This window comes from Arthrobacter flavus (genome assembly GCF_039526005.1).
In the GTDB taxonomy this organism is placed as follows: Bacteria; Actinomycetota; Actinomycetes; order Actinomycetales; family Micrococcaceae; genus Arthrobacter_D; species Arthrobacter_D flavus.
Genome location: NZ_BAAAIJ010000019.1, coordinates 12,759 through 33,269 on the forward strand (window position 1 = coordinate 12,759; position 20,511 = coordinate 33,269).

General features: G+C 63.1%; 18 protein-coding genes. 12 read left to right on the forward strand and 6 right to left on the reverse strand.

Annotated features, from left to right (window positions below; all coding sequences use genetic code 11):
• Window positions 1–65: 65 nt before the first annotated feature.
• Both ABD059_RS05775 and ABD059_RS05780 read left to right on the forward strand, forming a co-directional pair.
• Window positions 66–1,466, forward strand: coding sequence for a MinD/ParA family ATP-binding protein (locus ABD059_RS05775; protein ID WP_343878412.1), 1,401 nt, complete (start codon window positions 66–68; stop codon window positions 1,464–1,466).
• Complete coding sequence (locus ABD059_RS05780; protein WP_343878413.1) at window positions 1,463–2,863, forward strand: mycothione reductase; 1,401 nt, start codon at window positions 1,463–1,465, stop codon at window positions 2,861–2,863. The genes ABD059_RS05775 and ABD059_RS05780 overlap by 4 nt, the downstream gene beginning before the upstream one ends.
• 24 nt (window positions 2,864–2,887) lie before the next feature.
• On the opposite strand, the gene ABD059_RS05785 is transcribed toward ABD059_RS05780, so the two are convergent.
• On the reverse strand, window positions 2,888–4,696 hold the full coding sequence (locus tag ABD059_RS05785) for an AMP-dependent synthetase/ligase (RefSeq protein WP_343878414.1): 1,809 nt from the start codon (window positions 4,694–4,696) through the stop codon (window positions 2,888–2,890).
• A gap of 286 nt (window positions 4,697–4,982) precedes the next feature.
• Between ABD059_RS05785 and ABD059_RS05790 the strand changes: the two genes are divergently transcribed.
• The 5 genes from ABD059_RS05790 to ABD059_RS05810 all read left to right on the forward strand — a co-directional run bounded on the left by ABD059_RS05790 (window position 4,983) and on the right by ABD059_RS05810 (window position 9,386).
• Complete coding sequence (locus ABD059_RS05790) at window positions 4,983–5,948, forward strand: ROK family glucokinase (protein WP_343878489.1); 966 nt, start codon at window positions 4,983–4,985, stop codon at window positions 5,946–5,948.
• A gap of 110 nt (window positions 5,949–6,058) precedes the next feature.
• Window positions 6,059–6,292 carry a hypothetical protein gene (locus tag ABD059_RS05795; RefSeq protein ID WP_343878415.1) on the forward strand — a complete coding sequence of 78 codons (234 nt, stop codon included), beginning with the start codon at window positions 6,059–6,061 and terminating at the stop codon, window positions 6,290–6,292.
• Between the two features lie 185 nt (window positions 6,293–6,477).
• Window positions 6,478–8,010: an HNH endonuclease gene (locus tag ABD059_RS05800; RefSeq protein WP_343878416.1), complete on the forward strand. Its 1,533-nt coding sequence runs from the start codon at window positions 6,478–6,480 to the stop codon at window positions 8,008–8,010.
• 46 nt (window positions 8,011–8,056) lie between these two features.
• Window positions 8,057–8,662, forward strand: coding sequence for a helix-turn-helix domain-containing protein (locus tag ABD059_RS05805; RefSeq protein WP_343878417.1), 606 nt, complete (start codon window positions 8,057–8,059; stop codon window positions 8,660–8,662).
• Complete coding sequence (locus tag ABD059_RS05810) at window positions 8,655–9,386, forward strand: B3/B4 domain-containing protein (protein ID WP_343878418.1); 732 nt, start codon at window positions 8,655–8,657, stop codon at window positions 9,384–9,386. Before ABD059_RS05805 ends, ABD059_RS05810 begins: the two co-directional genes overlap by 8 nt.
• 60 nt (window positions 9,387–9,446) lie before the next feature.
• Here the strand turns inward: ABD059_RS05810 and ABD059_RS05815 are convergent, their stop codons facing one another.
• Entirely contained in the window at window positions 9,447–9,926 is a 480-nt protein-coding gene (locus ABD059_RS05815) for a hypothetical protein (protein WP_343878419.1), read from the reverse strand.
• Entirely contained in the window at window positions 9,923–10,687 is a 765-nt protein-coding gene (locus tag ABD059_RS05820; protein ID WP_343878420.1) for an alpha/beta hydrolase, read from the reverse strand. Before ABD059_RS05820 ends, ABD059_RS05815 begins: the two co-directional genes overlap by 4 nt.
• 132 nt (window positions 10,688–10,819) lie before the next feature.
• Between ABD059_RS05820 and ABD059_RS05825 the strand changes: the two genes are divergently transcribed.
• Entirely contained in the window at window positions 10,820–11,644 is an 825-nt protein-coding gene (locus ABD059_RS05825) for a lysophospholipid acyltransferase family protein (RefSeq protein ID WP_343878421.1), read from the forward strand.
• Between the two features lie 179 nt (window positions 11,645–11,823).
• Complete coding sequence (locus tag ABD059_RS05830; protein WP_343878490.1) at window positions 11,824–13,143, forward strand: class II 3-deoxy-7-phosphoheptulonate synthase; 1,320 nt, start codon at window positions 11,824–11,826, stop codon at window positions 13,141–13,143.
• Between the two features lie 87 nt (window positions 13,144–13,230).
• Here the strand turns inward: ABD059_RS05830 and pknB are convergent, their stop codons facing one another.
• The gene (gene pknB / locus ABD059_RS05835) at window positions 13,231–15,345 is read right to left on the reverse strand and encodes a Stk1 family PASTA domain-containing Ser/Thr kinase (RefSeq protein ID WP_343878422.1); all 2,115 of its coding nucleotides are present in this window, start codon (window positions 15,343–15,345) and stop codon (window positions 13,231–13,233) included.
• An 82-nt stretch (window positions 15,346–15,427) separates the two neighbouring features.
• Window positions 15,428–16,813: a LysM peptidoglycan-binding domain-containing protein gene (locus ABD059_RS05840; protein ID WP_343878423.1), complete on the reverse strand. Its 1,386-nt coding sequence runs from the start codon at window positions 16,811–16,813 to the stop codon at window positions 15,428–15,430.
• A gap of 263 nt (window positions 16,814–17,076) precedes the next feature.
• Between ABD059_RS05840 and ABD059_RS05845 the strand changes: the two genes are divergently transcribed.
• Entirely contained in the window at window positions 17,077–17,430 is a 354-nt protein-coding gene (locus tag ABD059_RS05845; RefSeq protein ID WP_343878424.1) for an Rv2175c family DNA-binding protein, read from the forward strand.
• A 23-nt stretch (window positions 17,431–17,453) separates the two neighbouring features.
• Here the strand turns inward: ABD059_RS05845 and ABD059_RS05850 are convergent, their stop codons facing one another.
• Window positions 17,454–18,578, reverse strand: a complete 1,125-nt coding sequence (locus ABD059_RS05850) for a polyprenyl synthetase family protein (RefSeq protein WP_343878425.1) — start codon at window positions 18,576–18,578, stop codon at window positions 17,454–17,456.
• 109 nt (window positions 18,579–18,687) lie between these two features.
• Between ABD059_RS05850 and dinB the strand changes: the two genes are divergently transcribed.
• Together dinB and ABD059_RS05860 are read left to right on the forward strand one after the other, a co-directional pair.
• Entirely contained in the window at window positions 18,688–19,899 is a 1,212-nt protein-coding gene (gene dinB, locus ABD059_RS05855; protein WP_343878426.1) for a DNA polymerase IV, read from the forward strand.
• A 225-nt stretch (window positions 19,900–20,124) separates the two neighbouring features.
• Entirely contained in the window at window positions 20,125–20,505 is a 381-nt protein-coding gene (locus tag ABD059_RS05860; RefSeq protein ID WP_343878427.1) for a DUF3040 domain-containing protein, read from the forward strand.
• Window positions 20,506–20,511 lie beyond the last annotated feature (6 nt).

Below are 20,511 nucleotides of genomic sequence, written 5' to 3' on the forward strand. Positions count from 1 at the left end.
TGCGCTAGTGTTTGGCTGGAGACCACGGCGCATTTGGCGCGCCATCTTCGAACATGTGAGGAACTATGGCCCCGCAAGACCCGTCCGGTACCCGCCCGGACCGTGACCCATCCGATGACTCTCAGTCCGACCTGCCGGAGACTGATTCTCCTCGTGAAGAAGATCACGCGGATGCTTCCGTCTCCGTGCCTCGCGATCCCGAGGTCCGAGGGTCGGATGACCACGAGGTGGCGGCGGATCATGGAGCGCTGACCGGCGCGCCAGTCGATTACACCTCGTCATTGCCCCTCGGGGACGCCGACGCCGACGCCGACATCTCAGCCCCGCCGGCCGTCCCGCCATCGGTGCCGGCAGCTCCTACCGCCAAGGCGCCGGAGGCTTCGACGACGCCTTCACCTCATGCGGCGCCGGCGTCTCCTGCGGCGGCCGATCAGGCTTCGGACCTTGCAGGCTGGTTCCCCTCGGCTGTTGCCGCGCCCCAGGTCGAGCAGCCAGCCGCTGAGACTGCTGAAGCGCGCAGCGCCCGTCGGCAGAAGGAAACCGGTCCTGAAACCGCCTCCTCGCTGACATCTGAGCGGCTCCTTGAGGTGACGAAGCGTCCACCTGTTGACGGCTGGCGCAAGCTCCTCCACACGTTGAGCTTTGGCTATCTGAACCTCGGGGATTCTGACGCTGTCCGGATCCGCCGTGCACTGGAGCACCGGATTTCGGTCCGGTTGGGGGAGCGTACCCGCTACGTTCCGGTGCTGTCGCGGAAGGGAGGCGTAGGGAAGACCACTGTCACCACGCTGCTTGGCATGACACTGGCCCAGGTCCGGGAGGACCGCATCATTGCGATGGACGCCAACCCGGACCGGGGAACTCTCTCCGACCGTTCACCCGGTAAGGCCGACTTCACTGCCCGCCAACTGGTCCAGAACCGGTTCATGGTGGACTCCTTCGCCCAGCTTTCCAGCTATGTGGCCCGCGAGGGGTCCCGACTGCATGTGCTGGCCTCCGATACGGACCCGGCTGTGGCCCAGGCGTTCGACGACGCTGACTACCGCGCCGTCACCGATATTCTGAGCCGGTACTACTCGATTGTGCTTACCGATTCGGGCACCGGCATGGTGCACTCGGTGATGAAGGGAACCCTTGAGAAGGCCGACGCCGTCGTGCTGGTATCCGGGGGAAGTGTGGACGAGGCCCGGCTGGCTTCCGAAACCCTGTCCTGGCTCGAGGCACACGGACGCCATGACCTGGTGGCTAGTGCCATTGTTGTGATCAACCTGTCCTCCGGCAACGGAACCCAGGTGAACGTGACGGAAATCGAAGAGCACTTCCGGTCCCGCGTCAGCACCGTTGTCCGTATTCCCTACGACCGTCATCTGGCAGAGGGTTCACGGGTGGATCTGGCCCGTCTGAAACCGGCCACGCGGGCTGCTGTCGTCGAACTCGCGGCGCTGGTCGTCGACGAACTGCAGTGACTCACTACGACCTGGCGATAGTCGGCTCCGGATCCGGGAACAGCCTGATCAACGCCGACTGGGATGGCCGAAAAGTGGCGTTGATCGATGGCGGCGTGTTCGGCGGAACCTGCCTGAATGTCGGCTGCATACCGACCAAAATGTTCGTCTTCCCGGCCGAATTGGCCACCGGGGCGCAAGAGGCCCAGTCACTCGGTGTTGACCTCGAGCTTCGCGACGTCAGGTGGCGGGCCATCAGGGACCGCATTTTCTCCCGCATCGATGCGATCTCCCGGGACGGCAGGCGATACCGGGCGGACGAGCTGGACAACGTCACGCTGTACGAGGAATACGTGCGGTTCACGGGGGAGAAGACCCTCGTCACCGCGTCAGGCGAGGAGATCCACGCGGACCAGGTCGTCATCGCCGCGGGATCGCGGGCGGTGCTACCGGACATTCCGGGAATTACCCTTCCCCAGGTGCACACGTCGGACACCATCATGAGGTTGGAGGAGTTGCCGGCACGGATCCTGATCATCGGCGGAGGCTACATTGCCGCCGAGTTCGCTCATATCTTCGGCGCGTTTGGCTCAGCTGTCACCGTGGTCAACCGCTCAGGCAGCCTGCTGCGCACTCTCGACGAGACCGTCTCGGAAGCGTTCACCGCGGAGGCGGTTCGCCAGTGGGATGTCGTCCTCAACCACACGGTCGCCTCACTGACCGCCAACGACGACGGATCCGTACACGCGGTTCTCGACGGCACCGAAGGTCAGGAACTGGACGTCGACGTCGTGCTGGTGGCCGCCGGCAGGGTGCCGAACACCGACCGGTTGGGAGCCGCCGACGTCGGGCTCGATCTCGATCCTGAGGGTCGCCTGGTCGTGGACGGGCACCAGCGGGTCCTCCGCGATGGTTCGCCTATCGATGGGCTCTGGGCGCTGGGTGATGTGAGCAACCGGTTCCAGCTCAAACACGTCGCCAATCATGAGGCGCGGATCGTCGCGCACAACCTGACGCATCCTGACAGCCTGCGCACAAGCGACCACCGGTTCGTCCCGGCGGCGGTGTTCACGCATCCTCAGGTCGCGGTAGTGGGCCTGACCGAAGCTGAAGCATTGGCGAAGGCCGAGGCTGAAGGCTTTGAAATCACGGTGGCCGTCCAGCAATACGGGTCGACGGCGTTCGGCTGGGCGATGGAGGACACCACCGGCTTCGTGAAGCTGATCGCCCACCAGCGCACCGGCATGATTCTCGGTGCCCACATCATGGGCCATGAGGCGTCGATGATCATCCAGCCGGTCATCCAGGCGATGTCTTTCGGGCTCGACGCGCAGACCATGGCCAGCGGACAGTACTGGATTCACCCGGCCCTCACAGAAGTAGTCGAGAACGCTCTACTGTCTCTGAAGACCGGGTAAACCAGCTGCGGACTACCGGCGTCGCTAGGGGCGAGGGGCCGAGTAAATGCCCTCGACTACCGAGGAGTAATCCTTCAGGACCTGGGCCCGCTTGATCTTCAGCGATGGCGTCAGGTGCCCGCTGGTCTCGGTGAAGTCGGTGGCGACAATCCGGAACGCCTTGATTGCCTCGGCCTGTGAAACATTCGCGTTGGCCTGATCGACCAGCTGCTGCACCTCGGCGGTGACGAGCGGGTGCTCGGCGGCCTGAGCCACGGTGGTGCTCTTGGGTAGCTGGTGGCGTTCAAGCCAGCCCGGCAGAGCTTCTTCGTCAAGGGTGATCAAGGCCGAGATGAAGGCCCGGTGATCGCCGACAACAACACACTGCGATACCAGGGCGTTGGACCGGATGGTGTCCTCCAGCTGTGCCGGAATGACGTTCTTGCCCCCCGCGGTGACGATGATTTCCTTCTTGCGACCGGTGATTTTCAGGAAACCCTCGGCATCGAGCTCGCCGATATCGCCGGTGCGGAACCAGCCGTCGGCGAAGGCTTCTTCAGTGAGGTCATCGCGCTTGTAGTAGCCGCGCATCACGCAGACGCCCTTGGTAAGGATTTCGCCGTCGTCGGCAATCTTTACCGCGTTGCCGGGAAGCGGAGCCCCGACGGTGCCAATCTTGATCTTCTTTGGTGTGCTGACGGTGATCGGCGCAGTGGTCTCGGTGAGGCCGTAGCCCTCGAGGACCATCAGGCCGATGCCGTGGAAGAAGTGACCCAGCCGGTCGCCCAACGGTGCGCCGCCGGAAACGGCGTGCTCCACCCTGCCGCCCATCGCTTCGCGGATCTTGCTGAACAGAATCCGGTCGAACACTGCGTGTTTCACTTTGAGCATGAGTGGGACCTTGCCCGCTTGGTCAGCCTTGGACCACTCGATGGCCACCTTGGCGCCAGCATGGAAGATCTTGCCCTTGCCGCCGTCCTCGGCTTTGAGCATCGAGTTGTTGTAGACCTTCTCGAATACCCGGGGGACCGCAAGGATGAAGGATGGCTTGTAGCTCTGCAGATCAGGGAGCAGGTTCTTGACATCGGGGGTGTGGGCTACCGTCGCGCCGACAGCCACACACAGCACGGAGATGAACCGGGCAAACACGTGCGCGAGGGGGAGGAACATGATGGTCTGGGCACCCTCGTGCGCCACCTCGGGGAGGGCCGCTCCGGCGTTGACCGACAGCTCGACGAAGTTCCCGTGTGTCAGCTCGCAGCCCTTGGGCTTGCCGGTGGTGCCGGACGTATAGATGATGGTGGCGACATCGTCGAGCCCGGCGGTCAGCCGACGGTCCTCCAGAGCCTGATCCTCGATGTTGGTACCGGCGCCGCGCAACGGATCCAGTCCGTCGTTGTCCAGCTGCCACACGTGCTGAACGCCGGGGATGTTCGCTGCGGCTGCCGCCTGGCGCACCACGTTCTCATGACGAGCCGATTCGACGAAGGCAGCGACCGCGCCCGAGTCCTCAAGGATCCAGCCCACCTGTGAGGGTGAGGAGGTTTCGTAGACGGGCACTGAGATAGCTCCGGCAAACCAGATCGCGAAGTCCACCAGCGACCACTCGTATCGGGTGCGAGCCATGATCGCCACCCGGTCGCCGGCCTGGACACCGCTGGCCATCAGGCCTTTCGCGAGGAGCTGGACGTCAGCGAGGAATTCAGTCGCCCGGATGTTCTGCCACTCGCCGGCACTGTCCTTCTTGGAGAACAACGCAGGGTTGGATGGCTTCGCAGCCTGTTTGACAACCAACTCCGTGATATTGCTGTCACGGGGCGTGTCCACCATGACGGGGACGCTGTATTCACGCACGACTATCTCCTTTGATATCTCCAAAACCTGCGGGATTTTATTAGCCTATAGGTTCAGCCGACGTTAATACTCTCCAGTAATGTACGAATCGGTAACGGTAGGGCAACGCCTATGGCAACCCAGTGGAGGACAACCAATGATCAGGCAGACGGACGCCCCTGCAGTGCCCCGGCTGCGGGGTCAACCCCGGCCTTCCGGTGGCGGGGGTCTGAGTACCCGACGTCGGCCCGCTGGCTTCACCGCTGGCCACCCAGGTTCGTCCGCCTTTCTGCGTCGTGGGCTTGCGATGGGGATCGACATTGGTGGGACCAAGGTGGCAGCCGGTGTCGTCGATGTCTACGGCAACATCCTGGCTGAGGCCCGGCGTGACACTCCAGGGCACGACCCGCGGCACGTTGAAGCCGTCATCGCCGAGCTAGTCACTGAGCTGTCGAGGGGCTACCGGATTCGATCGGTGGGCATTGGCGCGGCGGGCTGGATGGACCTCACCAACGGGACAGTGCTGTTCAGCCCCCACCTTGCGTGGCGCAATGAACCGCTCCGTCACAACCTGGAGCGGATTCTCCGGCGGCGGGTCACCGTAGTGAACGACGCTGATGCCGCAGCCTGGGCCGAGTGGCGGTTCGGAGCGGGGCAGGGGGAGACCCGGCTGGTCTGCATCACTCTGGGTACTGGTATCGGTGGCGCCATGGTCATGGATGGGGCGCTGGAGCGGGGGCGGTTCGGTGTAGCCGGTGAGTTCGGGCACCAGATCATCGTTCCGCAGGGGCATCGCTGTGAGTGCGGGAACCGGGGGTGCTGGGAGCAATACGCTTCGGGTAACGCGTTGGGCAGGGAAGCAAGGGAACTTGCCACAGCCAACTCGCCGGTCGCGCAAGCCCTACTGCGCGAGGTCGACGGCGACCCACAGCGTATTACCGGGGCCGTCGTCACCAAGCTGGCGCTCGAGGGGGACCCGGCAAGCCGGGAACTTGTCGACGACGTCGGGCAGTGGCTTGGGCTGGGGCTGGCCAACCTGGCTGCAGCGCTGGATCCGGGGACCTTTGTGGTGGGCGGCGGGCTTGGCGCTGCCGGAGATGTGCTGCTGGAACCGGCCCGGCGTGCTTTTGCCCGCAACCTGACCGGGCGGGGATTCCGGCCGGCTGCCCGGGTGGAAGCTGCGGCGTTGGGACCTTCTGCGGGGTTAGTGGGAGCGGCGGATCTGTCGAGGTTGAGTCCGCGGCTGAGCCGCGGGCGTGCTGGCCGGATCTAGCGGATCATCCCCTGTCCTCCTGAACGATAAGCGGCAGGCTATTGGTTGCGTTGCGCAACTATGGAAGGCTGAGGCGAGAAAGCATATCGACTCTATTGAGGGGAACCGCAATGAGCGCCGGACGATGGGCACTTTTTGTACTTGCCGGAATACTCCTGATCATCTCGATCATCGGGACGCTGCAGGGGGCTGAGTACCTTTGGTCTACCGGCGTGGCCATGGTGATCACGATGGGGAGTGTCCTTTGGGTACGGCACAAGGACCTAAAGAAGAAGGCATTGGCCGCCAGTCAAGTCGCGGCCTCCTCCAGCTCAGCTTCATCGGACCCTGCTCCGCCGAGGTAACCCTTCTGTAGCTGGTGGACTGTAGCGGACAGGGTGCCTTTTGATGCGCTGCATTTCTCGGTGCAGCGGGTGTCCCGGAGGCGGTCCGCTGTTGGTTCTCTATTCCTGAAAAATAGTTGAAAAAGTTTTTCGGGTGACCTTGAATCGGCCCTTATTTTGTCAGTGGGCGATGATGGAATAAGGGTATGAAAGGCAGTGACGCTTCTGCTCCCGGATCGGGATTCTTCCCCGATTCCGGCCCCGGTTCCGGCCCGGAATCCAGCCGAGGTTCGAGTCCGGATTCCGCTTTCGAGAGCGGGCCCGCGAGCACTGCTTCGGGGAATGCCGGTGGGTATGGTCCGGCCGGTCCGCTGGGCAGGGAAGCGACCTGGACCGCGCCGAAGGCCGCTTCGACCGGTCCGGGTGTTCCGGTGCCGTTGACTGGCCAGGTGTCGGTCGCGGCGATGGTGACGCTGGACGCTCGGCAGACCGTGAACCTGCTCCAGACGCTCTCAACGTTGCGGTCCTGGGTTGACGCGCAGGAAGCCAAAGCGGTCACCCATCTTCATGACCTGATCGCTGAGGAACACCCCTGGGTTGAAGACATGGACCGTATTCATGCCCTGACCGCATCGGAGATCGGTGCGGCCCTGCATCTGCCGGAACGGACCGCAGGGTTTCTCCTGGAAACCAGCGAACTACTAACCCGTGAGTACCCCGCCACGCTGCGCGCCCTGGAGGACGGCAGGCTCTCCCAACGCCACGCCACGGCCGTCGTGCAGGAAGCCATCAGCATCCCGGACACCGTCCCGGCCGTGAGGGCCGCGTTCGAAGCCCACCTCATCGGCCTGGCGTGCAAGACCACGGTCGCGAAGTTCACCCGCCAAGCCCAACGGCTACGCGAAGCCCTACACCCCGAATCGATCACCCTGCGGCACCAGAAAGCCGTCCAGGACCGACGCGTGTATCTGGACCCGGTCCAGGACGGGATGGCCTGGCTCCAAGCCTTCCTCCCCACCGAACAAGCCGCCGGAATCTTCCACCGCGTCGACACCGCCGCCCGGGCGTTGCAAGGCCCCGACAAGAACAGGACCCTCACCCAGCTCAGAGCCGATGTTCTGGTGGATGTCCTCACCAGCGCCGGACCCACCGGCCATCCTGAACCCGGCAGCAGCGGCAGCGGCAGCAACGGGTCGAACGGGTGCAGCGGGTCGGATCGGTCGGGGGATGCCAGCACATATTGGGGTGTGCAGGCGAAGGTGTTCGTCACGGTTCCGGTGATGACTCTCCTCGGCGGGGATGTGCCGGGTGAATTGGAAGGGTACGGTCCGATTGATCCCGAGACGGCACGGAAGCTCGCCGGGCACGCCCCCTCGTTCACCAGGATTCTCACCCACCCCTTCACCGGGGCCAGACTCAGAGCTGATGCGAGAACGTACCGGGTCCCGCAGGACCTGAAGGATGCGGTCCGGGTCAGGGATGGGACCTGCCGACATCCGGGATGTAACCGGTTGGCGGTCTTCTGCGAACTAGACCACACCATCCCCTGGTCCCACGGCGGGAAGACATCGTATTCAAACCTGGCGTCCCTGTGTAAACGCCACCACATGTTCAAAACTGAAGGCTACTGGCACTTCAAACAACCAGACCCCGGCACCATCATCGCCATCTCACCACTGGGTGAAACCTACCTCACCACCGCCGACCCAATACCACCCGACCTGCCCCCACCCTTCTGAGAGTGTGCCCCCAATCACTGCACTATTAGTGCAGTATGCTGCACTTATGACCAGCGATACCACTGCGCTTGCGGCAGCAATTGGCCACCGCATCAAAGACGAGCGCCACTCCCGATCCCTGACTCTTGATCAGCTGGCAGACGCTGCGGGCGTGAGTCGTCGCATGCTGATCAATGTGGAGCAGGGTGCCACCAACCCGAGTGTAGGAACACTTCTGAGGCTTAGCGATGCACTCGGCATCGGATTGCCCTCGCTGGTTGAGTCTCCATCGCCAAAGCCCGTGACCGTCACACGCAACGGTGAAGGTGCCGCCCTCTGGACTTCCGAAGCCGGTGGCAAGGGGACGCTGGTTGCCGGATCCGAGTCACCCGACGTCGTCGAACTCTGGGACTGGACATTCGTGCCTGGGGACCGTCACGAGAGCGAGCCACATTCCAAGGGAACCAAAGAGTTTCTCCAGGTGCGGCAAGGTTCGATCACAGTGCAGGTGGGGGAGCAGTCAATAGTGCTCCAAACCGGCGACGCCGTGTCGTTTCCCGGGGACGTCGCCCACTCATACACGAACGTATCTAGGAAACCGGCCACGTTCACCATGGCAGTTTTCGAGCCCGGCGTAGGGCCAAACCACCGAGAGGCAGCAACCAATGAATGATCTGAATAGCGTGCACCAGGTAGTGGAATCCAGCGGCGTCGACCCAGAGGTATTCACACTTCGCCCGGACTATCGCGCGGTGCTGATCGCCGCCGATGGTCTGGTGCCAGGACCGAGCGACCAGACAAGCGAGGACCTCCTCACTCAAGCCGAAGGTTTCGCCCGTGAGCTTCTCCAAACTACCCCGGTTGAGCACCTTCCACACGTCGCTGCATGGCGGGACGCCTATCGCGGGTTCGGGTCAAAACCGCAACGAACGCGCAACAGCCTGGAGGCCCTCCTGCGGCGTGCACCCACCGGGCTCCCACGCGTCAACCGACTGACCGACATCTATAACGCCATCTCCGTCCTCCACCAGGTCCCATTGGGCGGCGAGGATCTTGCCGGTTACACCGGAGCGCCCCACCTAACCCGCGCCACCGGAATCGAACCGTTCGACACCGCGACCGGGGGCGAGGAAACAGTCGAATTTCCGGAACCTGGCGAAGTGGTCTGGAGGGATGACGTAGGAGTGACGTGTCGGCGCTGGAACTGGCGGCAAGGTCGGCGGACCCAACTTAAGGACAATACCGAAACCGCCCTTTTCATCCTGGACGCCCTTGAGCCGATGACTGATTACGCGCTGCAACTCGCAGCGGATGCGCTTACTTCCCACCTCAGGCAACTTGGCCCCGACGTACAGACCGCCGACCGGCTGATTCGTCCCAAACCGATCACATCATGACCAGAACGGCACGTCCCCGGCCGAACACCCCGGCTTGGTCCTCCGGAGTGGGGCAGCTACCTAAACTTCGGCGCCGTTGTCTCCGTGATCGCGGGTTTTGGGGAGCCTCAGGATCAGGAACGCCACCGACACCAGGAAGATGGCCAGCACCCCCAGCATCATCGTGAGCGGGGCGGCTCGCCAGAACATGGCGAGCAAGAGCAGGGTGATCGGTCCGCCGACTGCGCCGAACCAGGCCAGGACCAGCAGTGGCTCCCCGGTACCCAGCGCCGGCGGCTCTGGCGGATGATAGCCCTCGTCCTCGTCTTCGTCGGGCTCCTCGGGGGTATAGTCCCGAGGGCCGCTGGGGGAGCGGCGAGGCTGATTCTCGAACAGGGCCCGCACCCGGTCCTGATCGGACAATCCCGCATCAACGTTCTGTGCCGGCGCCGAACTGGCTCCAGCCTCCGGTGCGGTGGGCGTCTGCTCCAACCGTGCCACCAGGTCCTGCCACACGGCATCGTCGGTGGACTCGTTGGGTTCCTGACCTCGGGATGTCATGCGGTGCTACCTGCCGTCACGTGCTGGATAAATTGCGTTGACCGTTCAAAAATCAACTGCGCGTCATGGTCCATGGTCGCAACATGGTAGCTGTTCTCCAAACGCACAATCTCAAGAACTTTGCTACCGATCCGCTGTTGCAGCACCTCCAGACTGCTTTCCGGCACGATCGGGTCCACCGATGAGCGAAAAACCAGCGTCGGCGCGGTCACCGACGGGAGCAGGTTGACCGTCTCCCTGAAAAGCAGGCCGAGCTGTGCGACAGCAGCAACGGGGGTCCGCGCGTACGCGCCCTCGTCGAGCCCTTCCTTTTTGATGTTGTTGGCGATAGCCGGCACCGATCGCATCACAAACTTCAGCACCCCGGCATACCGTGCGCGCGGGTCGGCGATGGTGAGACCGGGATTGACGACGACGACGCCGGCCACCGGCTGCAGCGCCGCCACTCGCAGTGCAAGGGTCCCGCCCATCGACAGACCCGCGACAACGATCTCATCGGTTATCTGTGCCAATTCCCGGTAGCTCGCCTCATAGCTGGCATACCAGCGCTGCCACGGGGTGCGGGCAAGTTCCTGCCAGGTGGTGCCATGGCCGTCCAGCAGTGGGAGTCGCACCGCGTACCCCTGATCGGCCAGATACTGGGCCCATTCGAGCAGACTCACCGGAGAACCAGTGAAACCGTGACTCATGAGGATCCCGGTACGCGATGCCTCCCCAAAACCGTCGGATGAGAAGGCGACGGGCCCCGCGCTGGATGTCATAGCCCCATCGTGCCACCTGCCACCAATGCCTTACCAGCGAATCCGAACCTTAGAGTAGTCTCTCAAGGAAAAGCGCGATCGACTGTGGGGTATGCCGCCGTGATCCCGCTCGGGTCGAGGAAGGCTGTCAGCGTGTTTTATTGGTTCATGAAGCGGATCATTGTGGGTCCGATTCTGGGTCTCCTCTTCCGGCCCTGGGTGAAGGGGATGGACAACGTTCCACTGGATGGTCCGGCGGTACTGGTCAGCAACCACCTCTCCTTCTCAGACTCGATTTTCCTCCCGATCGCGGTGCCCCGGCCGGTGATCTTCCTGGCCAAGTCCGAGTACTTCACGGGCAAGGGCATCAAGGGCAAGCTCACCGCCATGTTTTTCAGGCTTTCGAACCAGCTGCCGATGGACCGATCGGGTGGTGCAGCTTCGTCGAGTTCGTTGAGCGCGGGCGAAGCGGTGCTGAACAATGGTGGGATCCTGGGCATCTATCCCGAAGGAACGCGCAGCCCCGACGGCCGGCTGTATCGGGGGAAGACCGGTGTGGCCAAACTGGTCCTCGCCACCGGAGTGCCCGTGATACCCGTGGCGATGATCGGCACGGACAAGGTGCAGCCCATTGGCCGGCGTATCCCCAACATTCGCAGGATCGGCATCATCGTCGGCGAACCGCTCGATTTTTCACGGTACAAAGGTCTGGCGGAGGATCGTTTTGTTCAGCGGTCCGTGACCGACGAGATCATGTACGAACTGATGCGACTCTCCGGTCAGGAGTATGTAGATGTGTACGCGAGCAGCGTGAAAGAAAAGCTGGCCGCCGCCAAAACCTCCGAAAAGAAGGCGCACGGCAAGGCTGCCAGCACTGCCCCGACAGCCACGGCCGCGGCGAAGGACACCAATCAGAAGTCCTTGCGCAGCAAGCTCACAAGAATCAAGTTGCCACAATGGATGAGCCGGAAACGGTAATCCTACTGCTGGGCCGGGGAGCGTGGCGTCCGGCACAATGTGACGTGCTGCTCCGCTGCGTGACGGCTCCGGCGGCGGCTGGGATGCAGACCCATTAGGCTTAACCGGTGACTGATATCTTCGCACCCACCGAAACCACCGTTCCCCCAGCAGGGCAGAGTAGCCCGCAGGCAAGCGCGATGCTTGACAACTGGCGCCAGTTGCCCATCTCGCAGCAGCCCACCTGGCAGGACCCCAGCGTGTATTCGGCTTCCGTCAAAGAACTCTCCACCCTCCCTCCACTCGTCTTCGCCGGCGAGGTCGACGTGCTGCGCGACCGTCTGGCCGCCGCTGCCCAGGGCAAGGCATTCCTGCTACAGGGCGGCGACTGCGCCGAAACCTTCGAAGGCGCGACCGCAGACCGGATCAGCGCCCGTGTGCGGACCATCCTGCAGATGGCAGTGGTCCTGACATACGGTGCATCCCTGCCGGTGATCAAGATGGGGCGGATGGCTGGGCAGTTCGCCAAGCCACGTTCATCCAATGATGAGACCCGTGAGGGCGTAACGCTTCCGGCCTACCGCGGCGACATGGTCAACGGCTACGAGTTCACCCCGGAGTCGCGTGGGCACGATGCTTCCCGCATGGTCAAGGCCTACCACACCTCAGCTTCCACGCTGAACCTGATCCGCGCCTTCACCCAGGGTGGCTTCGCTGATCTGCGCCTGGTTCACCATTGGAACAAGGGGTTCACCGCCAACCCGGCCCACTCGCGCTACGAGTCGCTGGCCGGCGAGATTGACCGCGCGGTCCGGTTCATGGATGCGTGCGGCACCGACTTCGAGGCTTTGAAGCGGGTCGAGTTCTTCGCCAGCCATGAAGCACTCCTGCTCGACTACGAGCGCGCACTGACGCGGACCGACTCACGTACCGGACTCCCGTACGACACCTCGGCTCACTTCCTGTGGATCGGGGAGCGCACCCGTGACATCGATAGCGCCCACATCGACTTCCTGTCGCGGGTCCGCAACCCGATCGGTGTCAAGCTCGGTCCAGGCACTTCACCGGACGATGCCCTCGCACTGATCGACAAACTGGATCCGAATCGCGAACCGGGGCGTCTGACCTTCATCACCCGGATGGGCGCCGGGAACATCCGCGAGAAGCTGCCCCGGCTGGTCCAGAAGGTCACCGACTCCGGCGCGCAGGTCCTTTGGGTATCCGACCCGATGCACGGAAACACCGTCACCTCGCCGAACGGCTACAAGACCCGCAACTTTGACGACGTCATGGACGAGGTCCGTGGTTTCTTCGAGGTGCACAATTCGCTGGGCACCTTCCCGGGCGGCCTGCACGTCGAGATGACCGGCGACGACGTCGCCGAGTGCCTGGGCGGTGCCGACCCCGTGGACCAGGAAGCATTCCTGGAACGTTACGAGTCGGTCTGCGATCCACGCCTGAACCACATGCAGTCCCTGGAAATGGCTTTCCTGGTCGCAGGAGCACTCTCCAAGCGCTAGGCAAGCAGGACACAACAGGTTCGAACACAACAGAGGCGAAGCGGAAACGCTTCGCCTCTGTTGTGTTCAGACCTAGGTGACTTGCTACTACGTGACGGTGATGGTGACGGTGGAACCTTCAGGCTGCTCGCCCGTCAGATCCTGCCCCGCGACCAGTCCGAGAACTGAACCGCCAAACGTGTAGTCCACCACCACCACGAATCCTGCCGCTTCAAGTTCAGCCACAGCTGCCTCTTCCCGCTGGGAGAACACGTTGGGTACTTCGACCAACCGTGGGCCCAGGGACAGGGTCAGGGTTACCGTCTCCCCACGGGTCAGCTGTCCGCCGGAGGGACTCTGTCCGACGACGGCGCCCTCGGGTATGTCGCGGTTGTTCTCGCCGTCGGGGGCCACAGATGCCACCAGGCCGGCAGCCTCGATAGCGGCAACGGCGTCGGCGCGTGACTGCCCGGTCACCACCGGAACATCAATGGGCTCAGGACCCTGCGACACGACAAGGTTTACGGGGGTGCCGCGCGGAGTCTGGTCCCCTGCAGCAGGTTCCTGGCTGATGACCAGTCCGTCCTCGACGTCGGCACTGAACTCCCGGGTGATCTCGCCGACGGTCAGCTCGCTGCCAGCCAGCTGTTCTGCGGCGGCAGCCTCACCCCGGTCAACAACACGAGGCACCTCGAACAGTTCGGGGCCTTTTGAGACGAACAGCTCGACCGACTGAAATCGACGGATCTCGGTTTGCGCTGCCGGCTCGCTGCGGATCACCAAACCCGATGCAACCTCGTCATGGAACTCTTCTTCCGCACGCGGGGTGTCGAAGCCGTTCTCCGCCAGCAACAGCTCGGCCTGGTCGACCGAACGGTTCACGACGTCGGGCACTGTCGCCAGCGCACCGGGTCCCACTCCGAAAAACCAGCCAAGGCCCGCGGCGAGCCCGGCGAGCAGCAGGAGCAGCATCACCCAGATAACGTTGCGCCGACCACGATTGCCGGGGCGCAAGGACTTCTCCGGCCGCAGCGCGGCCTTGGCCTGCTGCTTCTGATAGACCTTGAATTCCCGTCGCGCCTGCTTATCAGTTCTCTGGTCCGGCTCGGGCAGTGCCTCAGCGCGGTTCTCCGGGATCCTGATGGCTCGGGTGTGCTGAACGTCGTGGTGGATGACCGAGGTCAGGGACTGGTCGGGGCGGATCACCTCGGTGGGGCGGGGGCCGCGGGGGGAGCGGATGACTTCAGTGGCCGAGCCGCCCGCCCCTGTCTCGATGACTTCAGTGGCACCGTGCACTGGCGGGGTGGTATCGGTCTGATCTGCTGCGCTGCCAGACGGACCGCCGGGCAATTCGAAGTCCAGTTCCTCGTCAGTGAGAGTAGTTCGGATATGCCGTAGTTCACCCAGGAGGGCGTTCCCGTCGATTGGTCGGTCCTCGGGGTCCACAGCCGTGCACCACTGCACGAGCTCGTCAATGTCCGATGCGAGGCCCGGGACCAGGGTTGACGGCGCGGGCACGGTCGAGTTGGCATGTTGAAGTGCCACCCGGATCGGAACATCCCCGGTATACGGCTGCTTCCCAGTCAGCAGCTCAAAGAGGACGATGCCCGCAGAATATATGTCGCTCCGGGCGTCGGCGCCCCCGCCGGTGACCAACTCAGGCGACAGATAGGCCACCGTCCCGATCAATGTGCCGGTGTTGGTGGTCGTGGAAACCGCCCGCGCCAGCCCAAAGTCGGCAATTTTGATCCGGCCGTTGCTAGCCAGGAGAACGTTCTCCGGTTTGACGTCTCGGTGCACCAGCCCGACGTCGTGAGCGGCGCCAAGACCTTCCACCACGGGGTCCATCATGGCCAGGGCCAGGCGTGGGGTGAGCCGGCCCTTCTCCCGCAGCAGGTCCCTCAGGGTTTTCCCCGGCACATATTCCATCACCAGGTAGGCGAGGGAGCGCTCGGCTGAGTCTTCGACGCCCTGATCCAGGACGCCGACCACATGCGGGTGGGACAGGCGCGCAGCGGACTTGGCTTCCCGTTCAAACCGATCGAGGAAGCTTGAGTCCTCGGCAAGGTGTGGATACAGGATCTTCAGCGCCACATCGCGATCGAGCCGCTGATCGGTGGCCCGGTAGACGGTTGACATGCCGCCCCTGGCAAGGCGCGACAGAACGAGATACCGCCCGTCTACTACCGAGCCAACCAGTGGGTCATTCTGCCGTTCCTGCACCCTTCGATCCTAAGTGCACACACGGAACGGGGTGGAACCGACACCCGATTCCACCCCGATTCACGGCCGTGCCGTGAGGTTGTTACCGGAAGGTCGCCTGGTGGGCGTTGATGGCGGCAACGTAGTTCTTGGTGTCGCTGAACATTCCGTGGGTCGTCACTGAATACTGGCCCTGGTAGTAGGAAGCGATGGCTTCCTCAAGGCTGGCGCTGGTGCGAACCAGAGACTGCAGGATGGCTACCCCGGCGGTCGCGTTGTCGTAGGGGTCCAGCAGATTCAGTTCGCGTCCGACGAGGTCGGAGGCCCATTCACCGGACATCGGGATGACCTGCATGGCGCCAATGGCGTTCGCGGGGGAGACCGCGCGCTGGTTGAAGCCTGACTCCTGGAAGGATACGGCCAACGCGAGGGTTGGGTCGACGCCCATGGATCGCGCCGTGTCAGCAACGATGGTCTTCATCGCTTCGTTGCTGGGGACCGGCAGGGAGTTGAGCAGGTGCTTGTTGCGGTTCGCCTCCGACACCACATGCTGTGGGTAGGTGTAGTGCAGGAAGGTGGACGGGACCAGATCTGCTGGCGTGTCGGTCTCGGCAGCCGGTGCTGCTTCGGCGGTCGGTGCCGATCCGCCCGGGATGGTCAGCTTGGCGCCGGGGTGGATCATGGTGGTGGCGCTGAGGTCATTGGCTGAGAGCAGGTCGCGAAGGCTGACGTCGTGCTTGGCAGCGATGGCGCCCAGGGTGTCGCCACCCTTGATGGTGTAATCGCCGCCGGTAGTTGCAGCCTTGGCGGGCGCAGGCGCTGCGGGCGCAATGTCGTTTGATGCGACCGAAACCTCAGCGGATCCGCCCAGCTTGAGCTTCTGGCCGGGGTGAATGATCGATGACATCGACAGGGAGTTGGCCTCCAGCACGGTCCCCAGGCTGACTCCATGGTTGGCGGCGATGGCACTCAGTGTGTCGCCGGCCTGCACGGTGTAGGAGGAGCCTGTGGAGGGCTTCGGGTCGCTTGCCGGTTTGGCAGTGGGCGCGGTGGAGGTTTCCCCAGCGAGCTTGATCTTCTGACCCGGGTAGATGATCGAGCTTGCACCCAGATCATTGGCTTTGAGGACGGCGCTGGTGTCCAGGCCGAGCTTCAGCGCGATCCCGCTGATGGTGTCGCCCGTCTGCACGGTGTAGGTCTTCGGGGCGCTCTGGGCTGGAGCCAGGAAGCTCGGAATACGGGTCGCTACAGTGCTCGCTGGGATGGTGAGGCCCGTGGGGGCTGTCACGGCAGGTGCGAGGCGGGGAACCTGCTGGGCGTTCACCGTCGCAGGCGCGGCAGCTGCTGGCTGGGCGAGTGCGACGGCGGAGAGCAGCACGGCGGGGATGGCCGCGGTGGATACCGCCACATTGAATCGGTTAGGAAGGCGGGTGCCTTGGGCCTGGGCCCGGGTTTTGAACAGCGGCGATGATGAGCGCTGGGCAGTCATGGTCAAGATCCTCATCTATGGTCAACGGTACGGGCCGCGCCGATGGCCGAAGGGAGACCCGACGGGCGTGCCTGTCGGGGGCCTCTTTCAAAAACATCTGATGGTGCGCGAGAGTCTGATGTTGTTACTGTTACTGGTGTGACTCATGAGAATCTACACTAAATGTCGCCTAGCACAAGAGTTCCGTTCAAACCCGTTACTAGCTCACTGGCGTGTCGGATCACGATGTGGAGGGATGCCCTCTCATCTGGCACGCTTAGGGGGTGAATGAACTCGAAGAACTCGTGCCCGCTTGGCTGAACCTTCCGGAGGTGGCACTTGAGTTGGATGTGCCCATCACCAAGGTCCACGGCCTGCTCGATGAGAAGTCGCTAATCGCGCTCCGCAGCACTGAACGTAACGTGAGGAGCGTGCCCGCGGAGTTCATCTTTGAGGGCGCAGTGGTTGACAGCCTGAAGGGAACGATCACCGTCCTCGCTGATTCCGGATTCAGCGACGAGGACATTGTCAGGTGGCTTTTCACGCCCGACGAGTCACTGCCCGGACGACCTATCGACGCGCTGCGCGAAGGCCGCAAAACCGAGATTCGCCGACGGGCCCAGGCCGCCGCCTGGTAAATCCGGCTACCCGGGTTTTCCGCCTAAGCTGACCGGCTCACCGCAGCGGTTGCCAGCCCGGAAAGGGCTGATCGGCACACCTCATCCAGTTCAAGACGCCCCAAAGCTAGGGCTGCCGCTTCCGAATGCTCGGCAATCAGCGACTCGACGGCGTTGAGCGCTCCCGAAGAGGCGATGGCGTCCCGCAGCCGTGACACCCCCTCGTCGTCGAGATCCGCCTGGCCCAGGGTGCTATTGATCAATTCCTGGTCCCGCGTGCTCCCGTTCTGAAGCGCTTTGGCGATGAGCAGGGTCCGTTTCCCCTCCCTCAGATCGTCCCCAGCGGGTTTCCCGGTGACTGCTGGGTCGCCGAACACTCCCAGCACGTCGTCCCGCAACTGGAACGCTTCACCCAACGGAAGTGAGAAGGCCGAGTAGCCAGCCAACTGTGCGGCGTCGGCGCCGCCCAGGGCGCCGCCCAGGCCGAGCGGGTGTTCGATCGAATACTTGGCAGATTTATACCTGACGATCCGCAGCGCCCGTGCGGCGGCGTCGTCCGGCGTCCGGTCCGGCCCTACCGCTTCTTCCAGCAGATCCAGGTATTGGCCGGCCATCACCTCCGTGCGCATCCGGTTGAAGATTGACCGGGCAGCCGTACCCGACGCCGCACTGGGGCCAATATCCGAGAACTGTTCCTCGCTAAAGGAGAGGCACATATCGCCGGTCAGCACCGCTGCAGATACTCCAAACCGGTCCGAACTCAGGTGCCAACGGTTTCGCTCGTGTAGCGTTCCGAACTGCCGGTGCACGCTGGGGGAGCCGCGTCGCGTATCGGAGCGGTCAATCACATCGTCGTGAATCAGTGCGGCCGCCTGGAAAAGCTCAAGCGCGACGCCGGCCAGGACCGGATCACGCGCATCGGAGGATCCTCCGGCACCTCGAAATCCCCAGTAGCAGAGGGAAGCGCGCAGCCGCTTGCCACCTGACGTCAACCGGCCAATAGCAGCGGTCAGCTCCAGTGCATCATCGGCAATATCCCCGAGGATTGCCTGCTGTCGCTTAAGGAAGAGGTCGAGGCCTTGGGTCACCTGGGCGCGGTACGCGTTCTGCTCGTCAGCGATGAGCTGGGCTACTGAAGCGTCTTCGACGAAGGGGGTCCGGTCGGTCATTGGCTCTCCTCAATGTGCGGATAGGTTTCCGCGTGGGGGTGCGCCGGGCATTCCGCCGGCCGGGTGTGCTGTGGGTTATTCCATCCTACTGACTGGCTACGATTGGACTGTGACAGCCGGGCCCAGGACTAACCTCCCAGATGCAGAGTGCTCCATCCTCCATGTGGACATGGATGCCTTCTATGTGGCCGTCGAGTTGCTGGATCGTCCGGACCTCGTGGGTACACCGGTAATTGTCGGTTCGCCCAGCGGCCGGTCGGTGGTCTTGTCAGCATCCTATGAGGCGCGGCGGTTCGGTGTCCGTTCGGCTATGCCAATGTCGGCTGCAATGCGGTTATGTCCGCAGGGGGTGGTGCTTGAACCGCATCACGAAAAGTATTCGGCAGTCTCGCACGGTGTGATGTCGATCTTTGGAACCATCACTCCCTTTGTTGAACAGCTCAGCGTTGACGAAGCGTTCCTGGACATTGCGGGATCGATGCGTCGGCTTGGGGGGCCCCGCGAAATCGGTGAGCTGATTCGAACAACGATTCGCCGGGAGCTTGGTATCACCGCGAGTGTGGGGGCTGCGACCACCAAATTCGTTGCCAAGATTGCGTCGACCCGTTCGAAGCCCAACGGTCTGCTGATTATCCCCGTGGAGGAGACTGTGCCGTACCTGCACACCCTTCCCGTGTCAGCGCTCTGGGGTGTAGGCGCCAAAACGCAGGAAGTATTGGCGCGGCTGGGGATCCGTACCGTGGAGGACCTCGCCCAAACCCCGGTTTCCTCCCTGCGCAAGCTGCTGGGTGTTTCCGGACAGCATGTCCATGATCTCGCGTGGGGCCGGGATCCGCGCACCGTTACGGTGACCCGCCAGGAGAAGACCATCGGTGCCGAAGAGACTTTCGCTGCCGATGTCAGTGACGATCCCACCTTGCATACGGAAATGCTTCGGTTGTCTCATCGGACGGCGGCGAGGCTTCGATCGGCCCAACTCCAGTGTGGCGGAGTGGCAATCAAACTGCGGTACGCGGATTTTTCGACGCTGACGCGGACCAAGAGGCTGAGCGAACCTACTGACAGCGCCAATGCCATTTATGCGGCAGCGACCTCGCTGCTGGCAGCTCTGGGGGAGCGACCCATGAGCGTCCGGCTGGTGGGAGTGCGGGCGGACCAGCTGGAGCCGTCGTTGGGGCTGGGGCATCAGCTCACCATCGACCGCCGGGATGAGAACTGGCGGCTCGCCGAGTCAGCCCTCGATGAGGTCAATAGGAGGTTCGGTAAGTCGGCTATTCAGCCAGCCCAGCTGTTTGGCAGACCGACCGATCCGCCCCCTTGAATTCCTCTCTGGATGACGCGGGCAGCCCCGATTTTCACCCGACAGGGCCGCGACTTTCCCTTGTGGGCATTGCGCTCTATCCTTAGAACACACGCCAATATCAACAAGCTATATCGGTCGATTCGTAACACTTTCAGCGACGACGTTGTCGCAGGGAACCGGATTGATCAGGTGCTCGTTAGTTGAGGTGAGGGACCAGGATTTATTATCAGTATGGAGGCAGTGATGGCACTCTCGGAACACGAACAGAGGCTGCTTGATCAGCTGGAGCAGCAGCTTCACGCCGACGACCCAAAGTTTGCCAGCTCGATGGCGTCGAGTCCCCAGCGGACTATCTCAACGCGCAGGATCGTCATCGGTGCGCTGATGACAGTGGCAGGCATATTGATCTTGCTGCTGGGCGTAGCGAACCAGATTATTCTGTTGGGCGTTGCGGGATTCCTTGTTATGGGGGCGGGAGTGTATTACGCCACCAGCCGCGGGAAGGGGTCCGAATCAGCACCAATGCCGCAGGGAAACAACAAATCGGCACCTGTCAATCGTAGTGGCGGCTTTCTGAGCACCCTCGAAGAGAAGTGGGACGAACGCAAGCGCGAGCAGCCCTGACCCTGC